Origin of the sequence: Pseudomonas sp. JDS28PS106 (assembly GCF_036706555.1) — a bacterium.
Taxonomy (GTDB): Bacteria; Pseudomonadota; Gammaproteobacteria; order Pseudomonadales; family Pseudomonadaceae; genus Aquipseudomonas.
This window is the reverse complement of record NZ_JBAJGT010000010.1, coordinates 61,835-80,056: the sequence shown is the minus strand read 5'-3', so window position 1 is coordinate 80,056 and position 18,222 is coordinate 61,835. Positions and strand designations below refer to the sequence as shown.

The window sequence follows — 18,222 nt, the reverse complement described above, 5'->3', positions numbered from 1 at the left end:
GATTTCCTACAACATCACCGGCGCGCGCTCGCACAGCCGGTTCAATGCCCTGGCCCAGTTCGGGTCATCGTTCAGGCATGGAATCAGCACCAGCTCCTCTCCCCCCGCTTCCTTGAATTGCTCGGCGCCCCGGTCGCCGATCTCTTCAAGCGTCTCGATACAGTCGGCGACGAACGCCGGGCACATCACCAGCAGCTTTTTCACACCTTGGGCGGCCAGTTCGTCGAGACGCGCTTCGGTGTAGGGTTCGATCCACTTCGCACGTCCCAGACGGGACTGGAAGGACACCGACCATTTGCCGTCCGGAATGCCCATGAGCCTGGCGAAGGCCGCCGCCGATTGCAGGCACTGCGCTCGGTAGCAGGTGGCAAGCACTTCTGGCGGCGCCTGCATGCAGCAGTCTTCCTTGAAGCAATGTTTGCCGGTCGGATCGAGTTTGTGCAGATGGCGCTCAGGCAAGCCGTGGAAACTGAGCAACAGGTGATCGTAGGACTGTTGCAGGTGCGGCCGGACATTTTCGACCAGCGCATCGAGGTATTCCGGCTGGTCGTAGAAGGGCTGCAACACCGAGAACTTGATGCCCAGCGAGTGGCTTTTCACCACACGCTTGGCCTCCTCGATGACCGTAGTGACGGTGCTGTCGGCAAACTGCGGGTACAGCGGCGCCAGCGTCACCTTGCGGATGCCCTGGCTCGCCAGGCGGGTCAGCACGGTTTCCAGCGACGGCTCGCCGTAGCGCATGGCCAGCTCGACCGGTCCGTGCGTCCATTCCTTTTTCATCGCCTCCTGCAGGCGCTTGCTCAGTACCACAAGCGGCGAGCCTTCATCCCACCAGATGGACGCGTAGGCGTGGGCCGACTGCTCGGGTCGCTTGATCAGAATCAGCGAGACCAGCAACCGTCGCACGGGCCACGGCAGGTCGATGACGTAAGGATCCATCAGGAACTGGTTGAGGTAGCGACGCACATCGGCGACTTCAGTTGAGGCGGGCGAACCCAGATTGACCAGCAACAGCGCATGATCGGTCATGCAACACACATCCTATTTCAATAGCTTCTAATGGCGACCCAGCAGGTCATCCAGCGCGGCCTGCAGATCGTTGAAACGGAATTCGAATCCGGCTTCCCGCAACCGGGCAGGCGTTGCCCGCTGACCGCCCAGTAACAGGATCGATAATTCTCCCAGGAGGATTTTCAGCGCCAGCGCAGGCATTGGCATGAACGCCGGCCGATGCAGGACTGCTGCGAGGGCCTTGGCGAAATCACGGTTGCGTACCGGTGCTGGCGCGCAGACATTATATGGACCGCTGGCGTCGGATTGATTCAACAAGAAATCAATCGCCCCGATTTGATCTTGCACATGCACCCACGGCATCCATTGCCGGCCGTTGCCGATCGGGCCTCCCAGCCCCATCCGGAAAGGCGTGATCAGGCGTTGCAGCAAGCCACCCCGATCGGACAACACAAGGCCGGTGCGCACGATGACTACCCGCAGACCGAGGGCTTCGGCGCGCTGCGCGGTTTCTTCCCAGGCAATGCACAACTGGCTGGCGAAATCCTCTCTGGCGGGCGCGGAATCTTCGTCCAGTTCACGCTCGCCGCTGTCGCCATACCAGCCGGTAGCCGACCCGGAAATCAGCACTCGCGGACGTTGTGTACGGCCTTTGAGCCATGTGAGCAACTGCTCGGTCAGACCGATGCGGCTTTCCCAGAGCTGCAAGCGGCGCTTGCGGGTCCAGGGGCGATCGGCGATGGGCGCGCCCGCCAGATTGACAATCGCATCGACCGGCTGCTCGCCCAGCTCATCCAGCTGTCCGATGGCCCGCACAGAAGCGCCGCACAATCGGGCGACTTCGCCGGGACGACGGCTCCAGACGGTCAATTGGTGCCCCTGTCCGGACCATGACTCACAGAGCGCTCGTCCTATCAGACCAGTACCGCCGGTCAGCAATATGTGCATGGCAGCTTACCTCGCGTGGCGTTCGTGACTGTCGAGTAGTCTATTTTTCACAGGTTGTGCTTTTGCAAACGACGAAACTGTTTGCTGAACCATAGGCCAAACCTGAACGAACTGACGGCTGACTACCCGTTCGACCAGTCAGCCCCATCGTCGAAGAGCAACAGACCGACCGTATGCGAACGCGGTAGCGTTCTTAACAGCGAAATCGAGAACCTGTGCAACTTATACCAAAAAACAGGATTGTACAGGTTTTAACGACGGCGTAGTCTGTGCAGACAAGGTAAAGAGGCCCCCCATGACTGTACCTATCGCAATCATCGGTACCGGCATCGCCGGACTCTCGGCGGCCCAGGCTCTACGCGCGGCCGGGCTCCATGTACATCTTTTCGACAAGAGCCATGGCAGCGGCGGTCGCATGGCCAGTAAACGCACCGAGGTCGGCTCGCTGGACCTGGGCGCGCAATACTTCACCGCCCGAGACCGCCGCTTCATGGCGGCCGTCAATCAATGGCAGGCCCTGGGCTGCGTCGCCGAATGGGCGCCGTCGCTCTACAACTTCCATGGCGGACGACTCAGCCCTTCCCCTGACGAGCAAAGCCGCTGGGTCGGCCAGCCGGGCATGAGCGCCATCACCCGGACCATGCTCGGCGACATGCCGGTTTCCTTTGCATGCCGTATCACCGAGGTGTTCCGCGGCGAACATCACTGGAGCCTGCTGGACACCGATGGCGAAACCCACGGCCCCTTCAGCCATGTCGTGGTCGCCACACCCGCGCCTCAGGCAACGCCACTGCTGGCGGCGGCGCCCAAGCTGGCGAGCGTTGCAGCCAGCGTGAAAATGGACCCGACCTGGGCCGTGGCACTGGCGTTTCGCGCCCCGCTGCAAACCCCGATGCAAGGCTGTTTCGTACAGGACAGCCCGCTCGACTGGCTGGCGCGCAACCGCAGCAAACCCGGCCGCGGCGATTCCCACGACACCTGGATTCTGCACGCCACCAGCGCCTGGAGCCGGCAACATCTGGATCTGCCCAAAGAGCAGATCGTGGATCACCTGCACGGTGCGTTTGCCGAACTGATCGACTGCGCCATGCCCGAACCCGACTTCACTCTCGCCCACCGCTGGTTGTACGCCCGCCCTGCCGCGGCCCATGAATGGGGCGCCTTGTCCGACCCGGCGCTGGGCATCTATGCCTGCGGCGACTGGTGTCTTTCCGGCCGGGTCGAAGGGGCATGGCTCAGCGGCCAGGAAGCCGCGCGTCGCCTGCTCGAGCACTCCCGATGAACACGATCAATCCGCGCAAGCTGCTGCTGTCGAAATGGACGGCGGCAGCCCCGGTGAACCGGGAAAAGCACTTCATGGTGACCGAACTGTTCGAAGACGAAGAAGGCGTCGTACAGGAAATCGAATTGCAGGCCGTGCTGACCCGCCGCAGCACGCGTCTTCCCTGGCAAGCCCTGCGTGACGCCGACGCCTGGCGAATGGGCTGGAAATAATACCGTCCGCTGGCCTCCCTGACTCTTGTACAAATCGTTTGTGCTTGTACAAGCATGAATTTATGATGAACCCCGGTTGTACAGCGTGTGTCTGCTGTACAAGACGTTCGAGAGGTTCATGATGTCCTTGCCCACTACTGTGAAACCTAAACTGGGAATCAGCGCTTGCCTGCTGGGCGCTGAAGTTCGCTACAACGGCGGGCACAAGGAATCGCACCTGTGCACCCGAGCGTTGAACGAGTATTTCGAGTTTGTACCCTTGTGTCCCGAAGTTGCCATCGGCATGGGTATTCCCCGGGAGCCCATCAGGCTGGTGGGCGACCCTGACGCTCCGCAGGCAGTGGGCACCGTCAACCGCGACCTGAATGTCACCGATGCGCTGGCCGGCTACGGAGCGCGCATGGCGGCTGAGGTCGATGATATCTGCGGCTACATCTTCATGCAGAAATCCCCCTCGTGCGGCCTGGAGCGGGTCAAGGTCTATCGCGACAACGGCGCGCCATTCGACGCCGGCGGACGCGGTATCTACGCCAGAGCTTTCTGCGAACAGCATCCAAACCTGCCGGTCGAAGAAGACGGGCGCCTGAACGACGCCGTGTTGCGTGAAAACTTCATCACCCGGGTGTTCGCCTACGCGGCCTGGCAGGAACTGCTGCGCGGCGGCGTGTCCCGGCGCTCGCTGACCGAATTTCACTCGCGCTACAAGTACCAGCTGATGGCCAATAACCCGGTGCAATACAAGGTGCTGGGCAACTTGTTGGGCAGCATGGGACGAAGCGATCCGAACGAGGTAGCGCCGCGCTATTTCAGCCAGCTAATGGCGGCATTGAAAAAGTGCGCGACCCGCAGGACGCATACCAATGTATTGCAGCACCTCAGTGGCTATCTGAAGCAGACCATCACCGCCGACGACAAGCGCGAGATACAGGAGGTGATCGGCCAGTACCATCAGGGCATCGTGCCGCTGATCGTGCCGCTCACCCTGCTCAAGCACCACTTCCGCCAGCATCCCGATCCGTATGTGGCATTGCAGGTTTACATGCAGCCGCACCCGGAAAACCTGAGCCTGCGCAATGCGATCTGAACCATGAACCTGCCTGATCAACCCACCCTGGACAGCGACGCGCAGTCGTCCGGCGACTGGTTGCCGATTCGCGAAGTGGCGCGCCAGACCGGCGTCAACGCCGTTACTCTGCGTGCCTGGGAGCGGCGTTATGGCCTGATCGTCCCGCATCGCACCGCGAAGGGCCACCGGCTGTATTCCCAGGAACACGTCCAGCGAGTCATGACGATCCTGACCTGGCTGAACCGGGGCGTGTCGGTCAGTCGCATCAAGAGCCTGATCGACAGCGAACAGCCTGAAACCGACAGTCTGGACGATGACTGGAGCGCGCTGCGGAACAGGCTGCAGACAGCCATCGGTCAGTTGGCCGAACGCAAGGTCGACGATGTCTTCAATCAGGCCATGTCGCTGTATCCGCCGCGTACGCTCTGCGCGCAACTCATGTCGCCCCTGCTGGCCGAGCTTGAACAGCGCTGGCAAGGCCGCTTCGGCGCACGACTGGAGCGCACCTTCTTCTACTCCTGGCTGCGCAGCAAGCTGGGCGCGCGGATCTACCACAACAATCGGCAGCTCAACGGCCCGCCGCTGGTGCTGATCAACCAGTCCGATCTGCCTTTCGAACCTCACTTGTGGCTTACGGCCTGGCTGGTCAGCAGCGCCGATTGTCCGGTCGAGGTATTCGACTGGCCGTTGCCCGTGGAGGAGCTGGCGATGGCCGGTGACATCCTGAAACCGCGAGGCATCGTGCTGTACTCCAGCCATTCCCTCAGCCTGACGCCGTTGCCCAGGCTGGTCGCCGCCGTGTCGTGCCCCGTCGTACTGAGCGGCCCCGCCGTGCGGATTCACGAAGCTGAATTGCAGGCAGGCTCAGGACCGTCTTCCAACCTCACACTCGCCCATGATCCGCTCGATACCCAGAGCGAGCTGAGCCGTCTCGGCCTCATCTAAGGACCTTTTATGCAATTGTTCTGGTTGCGCACCGACCTGCGCGTGCATGACAACACGGCGCTGGCCGCTGCCATGGAGCGCGGTCCGGCGCTGGCCGTGTACCTGATCAGCCCGGGCCAGTGGCAGCGCCACGACGATGCGGCCTGTAAGGTGGATTTCTGGCTGCGCACGCTGGTCGAGCTGGAAAAGGATTTGAAGAAACTCAATGTACCATTGCTGATTCGTCACGCCGACCTGTGGGACGAAGCACCGAAGGTGCTCACGGCGCTCTGTGCCGAACATCAGATCGAGGCCGTACACGCCAACGAAGAATATGGCGCGAATGAAAGCAGCCGCGATCGGGCGGTCGAGCGTGCGCTTCAGGACGCGGGCGTGCACTTCCACAGTCACCTTGACCAACTGTTGTTCGCCCCCGGCAGCATTCTGACCCGGACCGGCAACTACTTTCAGGTCTACAGCCAGTTCCGCAAAGTCTGTTACAACCGCCTGCACACTCCCATGCCCGGCCCGCTTCCCGCGCCGAAGCCACAGAGCCCGCTGGCGATCCGCAGCGATGAGATCCCGCGTCAGGTGGACGGCTTCACGCCTCCTTCCGACGCTTTGCGCAAGCTCTGGCCGGCCGGCGAACACGAAGCCCGCAAGCGTCTGGAGACTTTCGCCGACGGGCAGATCAGCTATTACTTGAGCGAGCGGGACTTTCCCGCCAAGCCGGGGACCAGTCAGTTGTCAGCTTATCTGGCGGCAGGCGCGATATCGCCTCGTCAATGCCTGCATGCCGCGCTGATGAGCAATCATGGCGAGTTCGAGACGGGCGACATCGGTGCCGTCACCTGGATCAACGAATTGCTCTGGCGCGAATTCTACAAGCACACGCTGGTAGGCTTCCCGCGTGTTTCGCGCAACCGTGCGTTTCGCCCCGAGACCGAAGCGTTGCAATGGCGCGACGCTCCGGATGATCTGGCGGCGTGGCAACAGGCCCGCACCGGTCTGCCCATCATCGACGCGGCCATGCGTCAGATGCTGGAAACCGGCTGGATGCACAATCGCCTGCGCATGGTCGTGGCCATGTTTCTCACCAAGAACCTGCTGATCAACTGGCAGGAAGGTGAGCGGTTCTTCATGCGTCACCTCATCGACGGCGATCTGGCGGCCAACAATGGTGGATGGCAATGGAGCTCATCCACGGGTACGGATTCGGCGCCTTATTTCCGGATCTTCAACCCGATTGCCCAGTCCGAGAAATTCGACCCGCAAGGGGTGTTCATCAAGCACTGGTTGCCTGAACTAGCCGGCCTGGACAAAAAGCAGGTGCATAATCCCGCCGCTGCCGGTGGTCTGTTCGCTGCCGCCGATTACCCCGCGCCTATCGTTAATCTGGGGTCCAGCCGCGCACGGGCGCTGGCCGCGTTCAAAGCCCTGCCCCGCCGACAGTCCGCGTTATCTGCGGAGCATGATTGACAGGCCTTCCGCTTATCGGGGCGAGCCAATCGCCTTGTACGCGCCATCGGCCAACTGCGTACCATGCCGATCACATTGACTATGCGACGACTGATCGAGCGCCACTGCTGCGCGGGAGTACCCACTGAAAGCCGCACTCATCGAACATACCCAATTGCCAGGCGAGCCGGTGACCTGCTCGACATGTGCCGCCTGCTGCTGTCAGCTGGAGGTGATGCTCATCACCGACACGGGCGTGCCCTCGCGGTATATCGACGTCGATGAATGGGGTGGGGAAGTCATGTTGCGGCTGGACGATGGCTGGTGCGCCGCGCTGGACCGCGACACCATGCTCTGCACCATCTATGAGAACCGGCCGTTGATCTGCCGGGAGTTCGAAGCAGGGGCTGAAGAGTGCCTGAACGAAAGAAAGGGTATTGCGACGGCTTATTTGTGACGGGACATATTTTTATCGCCAGCAAGCTGGCTCCTACGGGAATCCGCGTAGGAGCCAGCTTGCTGGCGATAACTCGCAAATCAGAACGGCATTTTGTAGTGCAAGGCGTAGGACTCGACGCCGTCGTTCGGTTGCTTGATGCCGGCGTTGGAGTAGTGAGTGGCACGAATGCCGACTTCATGACCGCCGGCGAAGCGCAGACCCAGACCGATGCGGTCTTCGAAGTTGAAGGCCGAACCGAATTCGCGGCTTTCAACGTAAGTGTTGGAGAACACCGACACACCGACCCCTGCTTCGATGTAAGGCTTCACGTTGCCATTGCCGAACTCGTAAACGAATACAGGCGAGAACGACAGGCTGTGGTTATCGGAGTAGTCCTTGCCATCCCAGAAGGTGTAGGCAGCGTCCCAGTAGCCGGTCAGACGACCGATGTCGCTTTGCAGCCAGCTCTTGTCCCAGTCGAACTGCACACCCAGGCGATAAGCCATGGTGGATTCACCGGTGTGACCTACCGAAAATTCGACGCCATCGGCTTGCGCCAAGGTGCTTTGCCCGGCGAACAATGCCGAGAGCACAGCCATGCAAAAGAGTCTCTTCATGAGAAACGTCCTGTTCTATAGAGCAGTTGTTAGAAGTGTTGGAAACCACCAGACGCGGTATAGAAATCTGTACAAGCCGTTAAGTTCAGCTACAAATGTCTTTTTTCACGTTTTTTTTACAAACTGAAGCTTCGCACACTGTCAGTCTTTTTCCAAAGACAAGGTAGGATTTTTCCGAACTTCACTGGATCGTCACTGGTCCAGAACAGGGTTTCACGGGCGGGGCCCGATGCCAGCGCCTGCCGATCACCCAGCAGTCGTTGCAACTGCCGTGCTACTGCGGCGCCTGTGTCGATCAGACTGATCGAGTCAGGGATCATCTGTTTCAACAGCGGTTTGAGAAACGGATAGTGAGTGCAGCCAAGGATGATGGTGTCGCAGCCCTCGTCAAGCAACGGCTCTACATAACTCCACAGCAATTGACGAATGGCCGGACTGAGCAGATCGCCGGTCTCGATCAGCTCGACAAGACCCGGGCAAGGTTGCGTGACGACCCGCACATCCGCCGCGAAGCGGTCGAGCAACGCCGCGAACCGCGCGCTCTGCAGCGTACCCGTCGTTGCCAGCACGCCCACCACGCCGCTGCGTGTCGCGCAGGCTGCCGGCTTCACAGCAGGCTCCATGCCGACCACCGGCCAGTCCGGATACCGGTCGCGAATCTGCGCCACACCCGCCGCGGTGGCAGTATTGCAGGCAACCACTAGCGCCTTGGCGCCCTGCTCCCGAAAGAAATCGGCAATCGTCAGGCAGCGCCTGGCAATGAATTCCGGTGTTTTCTCCCCGTAGGGAATATGCCCGCAGTCGCCTAGAAACAGCAGTGACTCGTTGGGCAACAGCTCATTGATCTCGCGCAGTACCGTCAGGCCGCCTACGCCGGAATCGAACACGCCTATGGGCGCGTCCACGCCGAAACTCATCTGCACGCCGGACACGATCAGCCCTGCCTCTGCGCCGCGCCGCACACCGCGCAGGCTGGGTCGCGTTTGACTTTCAGTTCCCGAAAGCGACTGGTCAATGCATCGATCAACAGCAAGCGGCCCACCAGCGGTTCGCCAAAACCCGCCAGCAGTTTGAGCGCTTCAAGAGCCTGCATGCTGCCCACCAGACCTACCAGCGGCCCCAGTACGCCCGCTTCGCTGCAGGTCAGTTCGGTTTCGCTGCCGTGCCCGTACAGGCAGTGATAGCACGGGCTGTCGGCACGACGCGGGTCGAACACCGACAGTTGTCCATCCAGGCGAATGGCCGCGCCGCTTACCAGAGGCACCCCGGCGGCCACGCAGACGGCATTGACTTGCTCGCGGGTCAGGAAGTTATCCGAACAATCCAGCACCACGTCCACGGCGCGGACCGCGGCGTCCAGCGAGTCGGCGTCCATGGCATGGCGGTGAGCGACCGGTTTGACGCTCGGGTTGATTGCCGCAAGACGCGTCATGGCCGAGTCGACCTTGGTCAGTCCGACGCTCGACGTGTCATGAAGGATCTGGCGTTGCAGATTGGTCAGATCGACACTGTCGAAATCGGCAAGATGCAGCTCGCCGACGCCCGCCGCGGCCAGATACAACGCGACCGGGGAGCCAAGACCGCCGAGCCCGACGATCAGCGCGCGACTCTTGCGCAGCCGCAGTTGCCCCTCGACATCAAAGTGCTGCAACAGGATCTGCCGGCTGTAACGCAGCAATTCCTGATCGGTCAGCATGGCAGGCAGCCGAATGTAATGCGTTCGTGTTCGCCGAGATCCCGCCGGGTCTGAATGCGCTCGAAGCCGTGCCCGGTCAACAGATCGCGTACCGCGGCGCCCTGGTCGTAACCGTGTTCGAGCAACAGCCAGCCGCCCTCTTTCAGATGCGTAGGCGCCTGGGCGATGATCGTACGCAGATCGTCCAGGCCGTCGCTGCCGGATGTCAGCGCACTGCTTGGTTCGAAGCGTACGTCGCCGGCACTGAGATGCGGGTCGGCGTCGGCGATATAGGGGGGATTGCTGACAATCAGGTCGAAGCGCCGGCCTGACAGCGCGTCGAACCAGTGACTGCTCAGCACTTCAGCGTTGTTCAGATGCAGCCGCAGGCGGTTGCGTTCGGCCAGGGCGACTGCTTCGTCTACGCGGTCAACAGCGGTGACTTTCCATTGCTGACGCTCGTTGGCGAGCGCCAGGGCAATCGCGCCGGTTCCCGTACCCAGATCGAGCACCTCCACCGGCGCGAACGTCGGCGCCAGCTCGAGCGCGGCTTCCACCAGCATCTCGGTTTCCGGTCGCGGGATCAGCGTATGGGGCGCCACCTCCAGATCCAGCTTCCAGAAACCCTGCTGGCCCAGGATATACGCAACCGGCTCACCCGCGCGGCGCCTGTCCAGATACTCGGCAAACTTGAGCGCGGCCTCCGTGTCGACAATGCGCTCCGGCCAGGTGTGCAGAAAACTGCGCGGCTTGCGCAGCGCGGCGGCCAGCAACAGCTCGGCATCGAGCCGCGCGGTCGGTGAGTCAGGCAGTTCAGCGCTTCTTAACAGGCTGGCGATAATCGTCATTCAGTCACCCAGTGCCGCGAGTTGATCCGCCTGGTATTCGGCAAGCAGCGGTTCTATCACCGCATCGACGCCACCGGCCATGACTTCATCCAGAGAGTACAGAGTCAGGTTGACACGATGATCGGTCACGCGACCCTGTGGAAAGTTGTAGGTACGTATCCGCTCGGAGCGGTCGCCCGAACCCACCAGCAGCTTGCGCTCCGACGCGATGGCGTTGGCCGCCGCGCTGGTCTGCTGGTCATTCAGTTTGGCGGACAGCCAGGACATCGCCCGCGCCCGGTTCTTGTGCTGCGAACGTTCTTCCTGACACTCCACGACGATGCCGGTGGGCAAGTGCGTGATGCGAATCGCCGAGTCGGTCTTGTTGACGTGCTGACCGCCTGCGCCCGACGCCCGGTAGGTATCGACGCGCAGGTCGGCGGGGTTGATCTCGATGGCCTGCTGCTCGTCCGGTTCCGGCAAGACCGCCACGGTGCACGCCGAGGTGTGAATGCGCCCCTGGGATTCGGTTTCCGGCACCCGCTGCACGCGATGCGCCCCGGACTCGAACTTCAGCTTGCCATAGACGTTCTCGCCTTCGACGCGGGCGATGACTTCTTTATAGCCGCCATGCTCGCCTTCGCTTTCGGACAGGATCTCGACCCGCCAGCCGCGCCTTTCGGCATAGCGCGAATACATGCGAAACAGGTCGCCGGAGAAAATCGCCGCCTCGTCGCCGCCGGTGCCTGCGCGAATTTCCAGGAATACGTTGCGCCCGTCGTTGGGGTCCTTGGGCAACAGCATGCGCTGCAACTGCTCTTCCAGGTCGGCGAGTTGCTGTTTGCCCTCGCGCACTTCCTCGACCGCCATCTCGCGCATGTCCGGATCGCTGTCCTTGAGCAGCGCCTGAGCGCCTTCCAGGTCGGCAAGCACTTTGACGCGCTGCTGATAGAGCTGGATCACCGGCTCGACCTCGGCGTATTCACGCGAGTAGGCACGGAATTTTGTCTGGTCACTGATCACTTCCGCGTCGCCGAGCAGCGCGGTCAGTTCCTCGAAACGGTCGCTGAGTACATCCAGCTTATTGAGCAGCGAAGCTTTCATTGCGGGCTTTTATCCGTCGAGCCCTCACCGAGGGCGAATAGTTCCTGGGCCATGGCCAGCGCATCGACGCGGCCCTCGGCAGACAGCTTCTTGAGCTGGACGCTGGGCGCGTGCAACAGCTTGTTGGTCAGGCCACGCGCCAACTGGACCAGAACGTCCTCGGCATTGCCGCCGTTGGCGAGCGCGCGCTGGGCTTTCTGCAGCTCTTCGTCTCGCAGCCGCTCGCTTTGTTGACGATAGGCGCGAAGTACATCGACTGCCGCCAGCTCGCGCAACCGCGACATGAATTCGTCGGCGCCGGCATTGACCAGTTCTTCGGCCGCGAGCGCAGCGCCTTGCCGGCTCTTGAGGTTCTCGGCGACGACTTCGTGCAGGTCATCGACGCTATAGAGGTATACGTCGTCCAGCTCGCCGACTTCCGGCTCGATGTCGCGCGGGACGGCGATGTCGACCATGAAAATCGGCTTGTGCTTGCGCAATTTCAGCGCGCTTTCCACCGCGCCCTTGCCCAGGATCGGCAACTGGCTCGCCGTGGAGCTGATCACGATGTCGCTGTTGACCAGCTCTGCCGGAATGTCCGAAAGCAGCACCGCATGCGCGCCGAACTCCGCGGCCAGGGTATTGGCGCGTTCCAGCGTGCGGTTGGCGACCACGATACGTTTGACGCCCAGGTCATGCAGATGCCGGGCTACCAGCGTGATGGTTTCACCGGCGCCGATCAGCAAGGCCTGGCTGCGTTGCAGGTCGCTGAAGATCTGTTTCGCCAGGCTGACCGCGGCGAACGCGACCGACACCGGGTTCTCGCCGATCGCGGTATCGGTTCTGACCTGCTTGGCGGCGCTGAAAGTGGCCTGAAACAGACGCCCCAACAGCGGGCCGACCGTTCCGGCTTCGCGCGCGACGGCATAGGCCGATTTCATCTGACCGAGAATCTGCGGCTCGCCCAGCACCAGGGAGTCGAGACCGGAGGCCACACGCATCATGTGACGAACTGCCGCGTCGTCTTCATGGATATAGGCGCTGGCGCGCAGCTCTTCGAGGCTCAGATGATGATAATCGGCCAGCCAGCGGAGCACGTTCTCGGCGGCGGGGTGGTCGTGTTCGAGATAAAGCTCGCTACGGTTGCACGTCGAGAGAATCGCGGCTTCGCGGCTGTGGGTGAGGTGGCAGAGCTGCTGCAGCGCCTCAACCAGCTGTTCTGGCGTAAAGGCCACGCGCTCGCGCACGTCTACCGAGGCAGTCTTATGGTTAATACCAAGTGCAAGGAAGGCCATTCAGGGTCGCAGGTGGTGACGTGAAGCCGGTAATTGTCCTACTTCGATAGGCTCAGAACAACCACCGCGCTTTATTGTCCCAATAGAATCGCGCAATGGCCGGCCGCGCAAGGCCCCAGAACCAGCCTTTGCCGCCTTGCTGTCAGATTTTTCGTCGGCTGTGGGTTTGACCCCGGCCTTGTGTCATGATGCTCCCACCGCAGGTAAGCCGCCCCTCTTATATATGACTAGATCCTCCGCGCTGTTCCTCGCCCTCGCTGTTCTCGGCGGCTGCCAGTCGATGACTTCCGAACCCTCGGCTGTCACGCCTGTTCAACCGGACCCGCCGCCCGCGACCGAAGCCAAGCCCGTGGTGTACGGCTCGTTCACCCAGGAAACGCTGGTCAGCCTGCTGAGCGCCGAGCTGGCCGGGCAGCGTAATCGTTTCGACATCGCCCTGGACAATTACGTCAGTCAGGCGATCACGACACAGGACCCGGCGGTTTCCGAACGTGCCTACCGTATTGCCGAATACCTGGGTGCCGATCAGGCCGCGCTGGACACTTCGCTGATCTGGGCCAGAAACGACTCGACTAATCTCGAAGCGCAACGCGCCGCCGCGATCCAGCTGGCGCGCTCGGGGCGTTACGACGACTCCATGCAATACATGGAGCGCGTGCTCCAGGGCCAAGGCGACACTCACTTCGATTTTCTTGCGCTGTCCGCCGCCGAAACCGACACCGACACGCGCAATGGGTTACTGCAGAGCTTCGACCGGTTGCTGGGCAAATATCCCAACAACGGTCAGTTGATCTTCGGCAAGGCGCTGTTGCTGCAACAGAACGGTGACTCCGAACAAGCCTTGCGCCTGCTGGAGGACAATCCGCCCAAGGAAGGCGAGATCGCGCCCATCCTGCTACACACCCGCCTGCTGGCAAGCATGGACCGGGGCGATGAGGCCCTGCCGATTCTGGAAAAGAGTATCCGCAAGTACCCCGAAGACAAACGCCTGCGCCTGACCTATGCCCGCATGCTGGTGGAGCAGAACCGCATGGACGATGCCAAGGTGCAGTTCGCCAGTCTGCTGCAGCAATATCCGGATGACGACGAGTTGCGCTTTTCCCTTGCTCTTGTCTGCCTCGAAGCGAAGGCCTGGGACGAGGCCGCAGGCTATCTGGAGGAACTTGTCGCCCGTGGCGCCCATGTGGATTCGGCGCACCTGAACCTGGGTCGCATCCAGGAAGAGCGCGGCGACCCGCAAAGCGCGTTGGCCGAGTACGCTCAGGTCGGGCCCGGACCGGATTTCCTGCCCGCGCAATTGCGCCAGAGCGATATTTTGATCAGCAACGGCAACTGGGCCGAAGCGGCCAAGCGACTGTCCGAAGCCCGCGACGAGCAGCCGGAATACGCCGTACAGCTCTACTTGATCGAGGCTGAGACGCTGTCCGGCAACAACCAGCCGGACCGTGGCTGGCAGGTGCTCAATCAGGCACTCAAGCAGTATCCGGACGACGTCAACCTGCTCTATACCCGGGCCATGCTTGCCGAAAAACGCGATGATCTGGCGCAGATGGAGAAGGACTTGCGCAGCATTATCAAGCGCGAGCCGGAAAACGCCATGGCCCTGAACGCGCTGGGCTACACCCTTTCCGACCGGACCACGCGCTATGCGGAAGCCAAGGCGCTGATCGAGAAAGCCCACCGATTGAATCCCGACGATCCGGCCGTGCTCGACAGCCTTGGTTGGGTCAATTACCGCATGGGCAATCTCGCTGAGGCCGAACGCCTGTTGCGCAAGGCTCTGGAGCGCTTTCCCGATCACGAAGTCGCCGCTCACCTGGGCGAAGTATTGTGGGCCCAGGGCAAGCAGAGCGAAGCACGAAAAATCTGGGGCCAGGCCCTGGAACAACAACCCGACAGCCCTATTCTGCGCAGCACATTGCGGCGCTTGACCGGATCAGAGACTCTTTGACGTTATGTTTTTGCGCCACGCAGTTGTATTCAGTTTCATCGCCTTGCTCGCCGGTTGCGCGGGCCTCACCTCTCGCGAAGCCGTCCAGGGACAGGGTGATCCCGCGCAATGGCGCGAACACAAACAGGAGCTGACCGCCCTCGACGGCTGGCAGATCAACGGCAAGGTCGGTATCCGCGCGCCGAAGGACTCGGGCAGCGGCACACTGTTCTGGCTCCAGCGGCAGGACTACTACGATATTCGCCTGTCCGGTCCGCTGGGCCGCGGCGCCGCGCGTCTGACCGGCCGCCCCGGCGGTGTCTCGCTGGAAGTCGCCAATCAGGGTCGCTATGAAGCGGCGACTCCGGAAACCCTGCTTGAAGAACAGCTTGGCTGGAAGCTTCCCGTGTCACATCTGGTCTGGTGGGTTCGTGGGCTGCCCGCGCCCGACAGCAAGAGTCGCGTCACGCTGGACGGCGACAGCCGTCTGGCGAGTCTCGAACAGGACGGCTGGGAAGTGAAATACCTGAGCTATGTCGAACAGAACGGCTACTGGTTGCCCGAGCGGGTGAAATTGCATGGCCAGGATCTCGATGTCACGCTGGTCATCAAGGACTGGCAGCCCCGCAAGCTGGGGCAATGAACATGACTGCGCCCCGCCTGACGCTGCCCGCCCCGGCCAAGCTCAACCTGATGCTGCATATTCTCGGGCGCCGCCCCGATGGCTATCACGAGCTGCAGACGATCTTTCAGTTTCTCGATTACGGCGACGAGTTGAGCTTCGCCGTTCGCGAGGACGGCGAGATTCGCCTGCAAACCGATGTTCCGGGCGTCCCTCACGACAGCAACCTGATCGTGAAAGCCGCCCGCGCCTTGCAACAGAAATCCGGTTGCAGGCTCGGCATGGACATCTGGCTGGAAAAACGTCTGCCCATGGGCGGCGGAATCGGCGGCGGCAGTTCGGATGCCGCGACCACGCTCGTTGCCCTGAACCATTTGTGGAAGCTCGACTGGAACGAGGATCGCCTGGCGACGCTGGGCCTCACGCTGGGCGCCGATGTCCCGGTTTTCGTGCGTGGCCGGGCTGCATTCGCGGAAGGCGTGGGCGAAATCCTGACCCCGGTTTACCCCGAAGAACCCTGGTATCTGGTACTCGTCCCGCAAGTATCTGTAAGTACAGCAGAAATTTTTTCAGATCCGTTGTTGACACGCGACTCTCCTCCCATTAAAGTGCGCCCCGTTCCCAAGGGAAACAGTCGAAACGACTGTAGAGCGGTTGTAGAGAGGCGTTACCCAGATGTACGTAACGCTTTGAATTTGCTAGGTAAATTTACCGAAGCAAAATTAACCGGAACTGGAAGTTGTGTGTTTGGGGCCTTCCCAAACGAAGCTGAAGCTGTTAAAGTCTCGGCCCTTCTTACAGAGACCCTTACAGGGTTCGTAGCAAAAGGAAGCAACGTTTCGATGTTGCATCGCAAGCTGCAAATTCTGTAACAGGAAACGAGTGCCAGGCACTCGGATTGATCACTACAGGGGCGTCGCCAAGCGGTAAGGCAGCAGGTTTTGATCCTGCCATGCGTTGGTTCGAATCCAGCCGCCCCTGCCATTTTCTATACTCATCCAGGTTACTCACAGCCTCTAGGTACTGCGCGTGTCCAAGATGATGGTCTTTACGGGGAATGCTAACCCCGATCTGGCTCGGCGTGTGGTACGTCAGCTGCATATCCCACTGGGTGATGTCTCTGTCGGTAAATTCTCCGACGGTGAAATCAGCACTGAGATTAACGAAAACGTCCGCGGTAAAGACGTCTTTCTGATTCAGCCTACCTGCGCTCCGACCAACGATAACCTGATGGAACTCGTCGTACTGGCTGATGCCTTTCGCCGTTCCTCAGCGTCCCGGATTACCGCTGTAATTCCTTACTTTGGTTATGCCCGCCAGGACCGCCGTCCGCGTTCCGCACGTGTCGCCATCAGCGCGAAAGTCGTTGCGGACATGCTGACCGTGGTCGGCATCGACCGTGTACTCACGGTTGACCTGCATGCTGACCAGATTCAAGGTTTCTTCGATATCCCTGTAGATAACATCTACGGCTCCCCTGTTCTGGTGGACGATATCGAAGATCAGCGCTTCGAAAACCTGATGATCGTTTCCCCGGACATTGGCGGCGTTGTGCGTGCACGTGCCGTTGCCAAATCCCTGGGCGTCGATCTCGGGATCATCGACAAACGCCGCGAGAAAGCCAATCACTCCGAAGTGATGCATATCATCGGCGACGTCGAAGGACGTACCTGTATTCTGGTCGACGACATGGTCGATACCGCCGGCACCCTGTGCCACGCGGCCAAGGCCCTGAAAGAACACGGCGCAGCCAAGGTATTTGCCTACTGCACGCACCCTGTTCTGTCCGGTCGGGCGATCGAGAACATTGAAAATTCCGTGCTGGACGAGCTGGTGGTGACCAACACCATCCCGCTGTCCGCCGCAGCACAAGCCTGTAGCCGTATCCGTCAACTGGATATCGCGCCGGTAGTTGCAGAAGCGGTTCGCCGTATCAGCAACGAAGAATCGATCAGCGCGATGTTCCGCTAAGGGTCTGACCCGAAGCCTGCATCCCGTCGACGAAAAGCGCCCCGCCCTGACATTCGGTCTTGGCGGGGCTTTTTTGCCCATACCGCTCTGGCGCTGGTCGCAAACGCCAGGTGGATGTGGATATTTTGGAGAAACAACATGAATGAATTTACTCTGAATGCCGAACAGCGTTCCGACCTGGGGAAAGGTGCGAGCCGCCGCCTGCGTCGTATCGCAAGCCTGGTTCCTGCTGTTGTCTACGGTGGCGACAAAGCCCCTGAGTCCATCAGCATGCTGGCCAAGGAAATCGCCAAGCTGCTGGAAAACGAAGCAGCTTTCAGCCACGTCATCGAGCTGAACGTTGGTGGCCAGAAGCAGAACGTCCTGATCAAGGCTCTGCAGCGTCACCCAGCCAAAGGCCACGTGATGCACGCTGACTTCGTCCGCGTCGTTGCCGGTCAGAAGCTGACTGCAATCGTTCCGGTTCACTTCCTGAACGAAGAAGCTCCGGTCAAGAAAGGCGGCGAAATCTCCCACACCGTTACCGAGCTGGAAGTTTCCTGCCTGCCGAAAGATCTGCCTGAGTTCATCGAAGTCGATCTGGGCGCTCTGGAAATCGGTTCCAACGTTCACCTGTCCGACCTCAAGGCGCCTAAAGGCGTTGAGTTCGTTGCACTGGCGCACGGCACCGACCTGGCAATCGCCAACGTCCACGCTCCACGCGTTGTAGCAGAAGACACCAAAGAAGAAGGCGCTGCCGAGTAATCATTACTTGGTAGAGTCGGAGTTGCTCAGGAAACATCGCGAGCCTCAGGTTCTGTGCGAGAAACCAGTTTTCGTACAGACCTGGCAGGCAAAGCGGGCGGGATCGCGACGTTTACGT

At 61.0% G+C, this 18,222-nt stretch carries 19 protein-coding genes and 1 tRNA gene; 12 read left to right on the top strand and 8 right to left on the bottom strand.

Going from position 1 to position 18,222, the window contains the following annotated elements; genetic code table 11:
- Window positions 1-6: 6 nt before the first annotated feature.
- Window positions 7-1,029 carry a ferrochelatase gene (hemH, locus tag TRP66_RS17000; RefSeq protein ID WP_333404868.1) on the bottom strand — a complete coding sequence of 341 codons (1,023 nt, stop codon included), beginning with the start codon at window positions 1,027-1,029 and terminating at the stop codon, window positions 7-9.
- A 27-nt stretch (window positions 1,030-1,056) separates the two neighbouring features.
- Window positions 1,057-1,959, bottom strand: coding sequence for a TIGR01777 family oxidoreductase (locus TRP66_RS16995; protein ID WP_333404866.1), 903 nt, complete (start codon window positions 1,957-1,959; stop codon window positions 1,057-1,059).
- Between the two features lie 295 nt (window positions 1,960-2,254).
- Between TRP66_RS16995 and TRP66_RS16990 the strand changes: the two genes are divergently transcribed.
- The 6 genes from TRP66_RS16990 (at window position 2,255) to TRP66_RS16965 (ending at window position 7,358) form a co-directional block, all read left to right on the top strand.
- Window positions 2,255-3,241, top strand: a complete 987-nt coding sequence (locus tag TRP66_RS16990) for an NAD(P)/FAD-dependent oxidoreductase (protein WP_333404864.1) — start codon at window positions 2,255-2,257, stop codon at window positions 3,239-3,241.
- Window positions 3,238-3,453: a TIGR02450 family Trp-rich protein gene (locus tag TRP66_RS16985; protein WP_333404862.1), complete on the top strand. Its 216-nt coding sequence runs from the start codon at window positions 3,238-3,240 to the stop codon at window positions 3,451-3,453. Before TRP66_RS16990 ends, TRP66_RS16985 begins: the two co-directional genes overlap by 4 nt.
- Before the next feature lie 127 nt (window positions 3,454-3,580).
- Window positions 3,581-4,537 (top strand): YbgA family protein, encoded by a 957-nt coding sequence (locus TRP66_RS16980; protein WP_333405049.1) that lies wholly within the window; start codon window positions 3,581-3,583, stop codon window positions 4,535-4,537.
- Between the two features lie 3 nt (window positions 4,538-4,540).
- Window positions 4,541-5,464 carry a MerR family transcriptional regulator gene (locus TRP66_RS16975; RefSeq protein ID WP_333404860.1) on the top strand — a complete coding sequence of 308 codons (924 nt, stop codon included), beginning with the start codon at window positions 4,541-4,543 and terminating at the stop codon, window positions 5,462-5,464.
- 9 nt (window positions 5,465-5,473) lie between these two features.
- Window positions 5,474-6,922 (top strand): deoxyribodipyrimidine photo-lyase, encoded by a 1,449-nt coding sequence (gene phrB / locus TRP66_RS16970; RefSeq protein WP_333404857.1) that lies wholly within the window; start codon window positions 5,474-5,476, stop codon window positions 6,920-6,922.
- Window positions 6,923-7,061: 139 nt separating this feature from the next.
- Entirely contained in the window at window positions 7,062-7,358 is a 297-nt protein-coding gene (locus TRP66_RS16965) for a YkgJ family cysteine cluster protein (protein ID WP_333405047.1), read from the top strand.
- A gap of 80 nt (window positions 7,359-7,438) precedes the next feature.
- Here the strand turns inward: TRP66_RS16965 and TRP66_RS16960 are convergent, their stop codons facing one another.
- The 6 genes from TRP66_RS16960 to hemA form a co-directional block, all read right to left on the bottom strand.
- Window positions 7,439-7,957, bottom strand: a complete 519-nt coding sequence (locus TRP66_RS16960; protein WP_333404855.1) for an acyloxyacyl hydrolase — start codon at window positions 7,955-7,957, stop codon at window positions 7,439-7,441.
- 116 nt (window positions 7,958-8,073) lie between these two features.
- The gene (gene murI, locus TRP66_RS16955; RefSeq protein ID WP_333405045.1) at window positions 8,074-8,874 is read right to left on the bottom strand and encodes a glutamate racemase; all 801 of its coding nucleotides are present in this window, start codon (window positions 8,872-8,874) and stop codon (window positions 8,074-8,076) included.
- Window positions 8,875-8,891: 17 nt separating this feature from the next.
- Window positions 8,892-9,653, bottom strand: coding sequence for a molybdopterin-synthase adenylyltransferase MoeB (locus TRP66_RS16950; protein WP_333404853.1), 762 nt, complete (start codon window positions 9,651-9,653; stop codon window positions 8,892-8,894).
- On the bottom strand, window positions 9,647-10,480 hold the full coding sequence (prmC, locus tag TRP66_RS16945; protein WP_333404851.1) for a peptide chain release factor N(5)-glutamine methyltransferase: 834 nt from the start codon (window positions 10,478-10,480) through the stop codon (window positions 9,647-9,649). Before prmC ends, TRP66_RS16950 begins: the two co-directional genes overlap by 7 nt.
- Window positions 10,481-11,563: a peptide chain release factor 1 gene (gene prfA, locus TRP66_RS16940; protein ID WP_333404849.1), complete on the bottom strand. Its 1,083-nt coding sequence runs from the start codon at window positions 11,561-11,563 to the stop codon at window positions 10,481-10,483.
- Window positions 11,560-12,837, bottom strand: a complete 1,278-nt coding sequence (hemA, locus tag TRP66_RS16935; protein WP_333404847.1) for a glutamyl-tRNA reductase — start codon at window positions 12,835-12,837, stop codon at window positions 11,560-11,562. Before hemA ends, prfA begins: the two co-directional genes overlap by 4 nt.
- A 223-nt stretch (window positions 12,838-13,060) precedes the next feature.
- On the opposite strand from hemA, the gene TRP66_RS16930 reads away from it, so the two are divergent.
- The 6 genes from TRP66_RS16930 to TRP66_RS16905 all read left to right on the top strand — a co-directional run bounded on the left by TRP66_RS16930 (window position 13,061) and on the right by TRP66_RS16905 (window position 18,104).
- The gene (locus tag TRP66_RS16930) at window positions 13,061-14,788 is read left to right on the top strand and encodes a tetratricopeptide repeat protein (protein ID WP_333404845.1); all 1,728 of its coding nucleotides are present in this window, start codon (window positions 13,061-13,063) and stop codon (window positions 14,786-14,788) included.
- Between the two features lie 4 nt (window positions 14,789-14,792).
- Window positions 14,793-15,410, top strand: a complete 618-nt coding sequence (gene lolB, locus TRP66_RS16925) for a lipoprotein insertase outer membrane protein LolB (RefSeq protein ID WP_333404843.1) — start codon at window positions 14,793-14,795, stop codon at window positions 15,408-15,410.
- Window positions 15,411-15,412: 2 nt separating this feature from the next.
- Window positions 15,413-16,261, top strand: coding sequence for a 4-(cytidine 5'-diphospho)-2-C-methyl-D-erythritol kinase (gene ispE / locus TRP66_RS16920; protein ID WP_333404841.1), 849 nt, complete (start codon window positions 15,413-15,415; stop codon window positions 16,259-16,261).
- Window positions 16,262-16,298: 37 nt separating this feature from the next.
- A tRNA-Gln gene (locus tag TRP66_RS16915) sits at window positions 16,299-16,373 on the top strand.
- Between the two features lie 45 nt (window positions 16,374-16,418).
- The gene (locus tag TRP66_RS16910; RefSeq protein WP_333404839.1) at window positions 16,419-17,360 is read left to right on the top strand and encodes a ribose-phosphate pyrophosphokinase; all 942 of its coding nucleotides are present in this window, start codon (window positions 16,419-16,421) and stop codon (window positions 17,358-17,360) included.
- Between the two features lie 138 nt (window positions 17,361-17,498).
- Complete coding sequence (locus TRP66_RS16905; RefSeq protein WP_333404836.1) at window positions 17,499-18,104, top strand: 50S ribosomal protein L25/general stress protein Ctc; 606 nt, start codon at window positions 17,499-17,501, stop codon at window positions 18,102-18,104.
- The last annotated feature ends 118 nt before the right edge of the window (window positions 18,105-18,222 follow it).

Bases quoted from the DNA above. Each gene is read 5' to 3' on its own strand.
- TRP66_RS16960 (WP_333404855.1), bottom strand. From the start codon at position 7,957: ATGAAGAGACTCTTTTGCATGGCTGTGCTCTCGGCATTGTTCGCCGGG.
- TRP66_RS16990 (WP_333404864.1), top strand. From the start codon at position 2,255: ATGACTGTACCTATCGCAATCATCGGTACCGGCATCGCCGGACTCTCG.
- prmC (WP_333404851.1), bottom strand. From the start codon at position 10,480: ATGACGATTATCGCCAGCCTGTTAAGAAGCGCTGAACTGCCTGACTCA.
- TRP66_RS16995 (WP_333404866.1), bottom strand. From the start codon at position 1,959: ATGCACATATTGCTGACCGGCGGTACTGGTCTGATAGGACGAGCGCTC.
- phrB (WP_333404857.1), top strand. From the start codon at position 5,474: ATGCAATTGTTCTGGTTGCGCACCGACCTGCGCGTGCATGACAACACG.
- murI (WP_333405045.1), bottom strand. From the start codon at position 8,874: ATGAGTTTCGGCGTGGACGCGCCCATAGGCGTGTTCGATTCCGGCGTA.
- ispE (WP_333404841.1), top strand. From the start codon at position 15,413: ATGACTGCGCCCCGCCTGACGCTGCCCGCCCCGGCCAAGCTCAACCTG.
- TRP66_RS16905 (WP_333404836.1), top strand. From the start codon at position 17,499: ATGAATGAATTTACTCTGAATGCCGAACAGCGTTCCGACCTGGGGAAA.
- hemH (WP_333404868.1), bottom strand. From the start codon at position 1,029: ATGACCGATCATGCGCTGTTGCTGGTCAATCTGGGTTCGCCCGCCTCA.
- hemA (WP_333404847.1), bottom strand. From the start codon at position 12,837: ATGGCCTTCCTTGCACTTGGTATTAACCATAAGACTGCCTCGGTAGAC.
- prfA (WP_333404849.1), bottom strand. From the start codon at position 11,563: ATGAAAGCTTCGCTGCTCAATAAGCTGGATGTACTCAGCGACCGTTTC.
- TRP66_RS16930 (WP_333404845.1), top strand. From the start codon at position 13,061: ATGACTAGATCCTCCGCGCTGTTCCTCGCCCTCGCTGTTCTCGGCGGC.
- TRP66_RS16950 (WP_333404853.1), bottom strand. From the start codon at position 9,653: ATGCTGACCGATCAGGAATTGCTGCGTTACAGCCGGCAGATCCTGTTG.
- TRP66_RS16975 (WP_333404860.1), top strand. From the start codon at position 4,541: ATGAACCTGCCTGATCAACCCACCCTGGACAGCGACGCGCAGTCGTCC.
- TRP66_RS16985 (WP_333404862.1), top strand. From the start codon at position 3,238: ATGAACACGATCAATCCGCGCAAGCTGCTGCTGTCGAAATGGACGGCG.
- lolB (WP_333404843.1), top strand. From the start codon at position 14,793: ATGTTTTTGCGCCACGCAGTTGTATTCAGTTTCATCGCCTTGCTCGCC.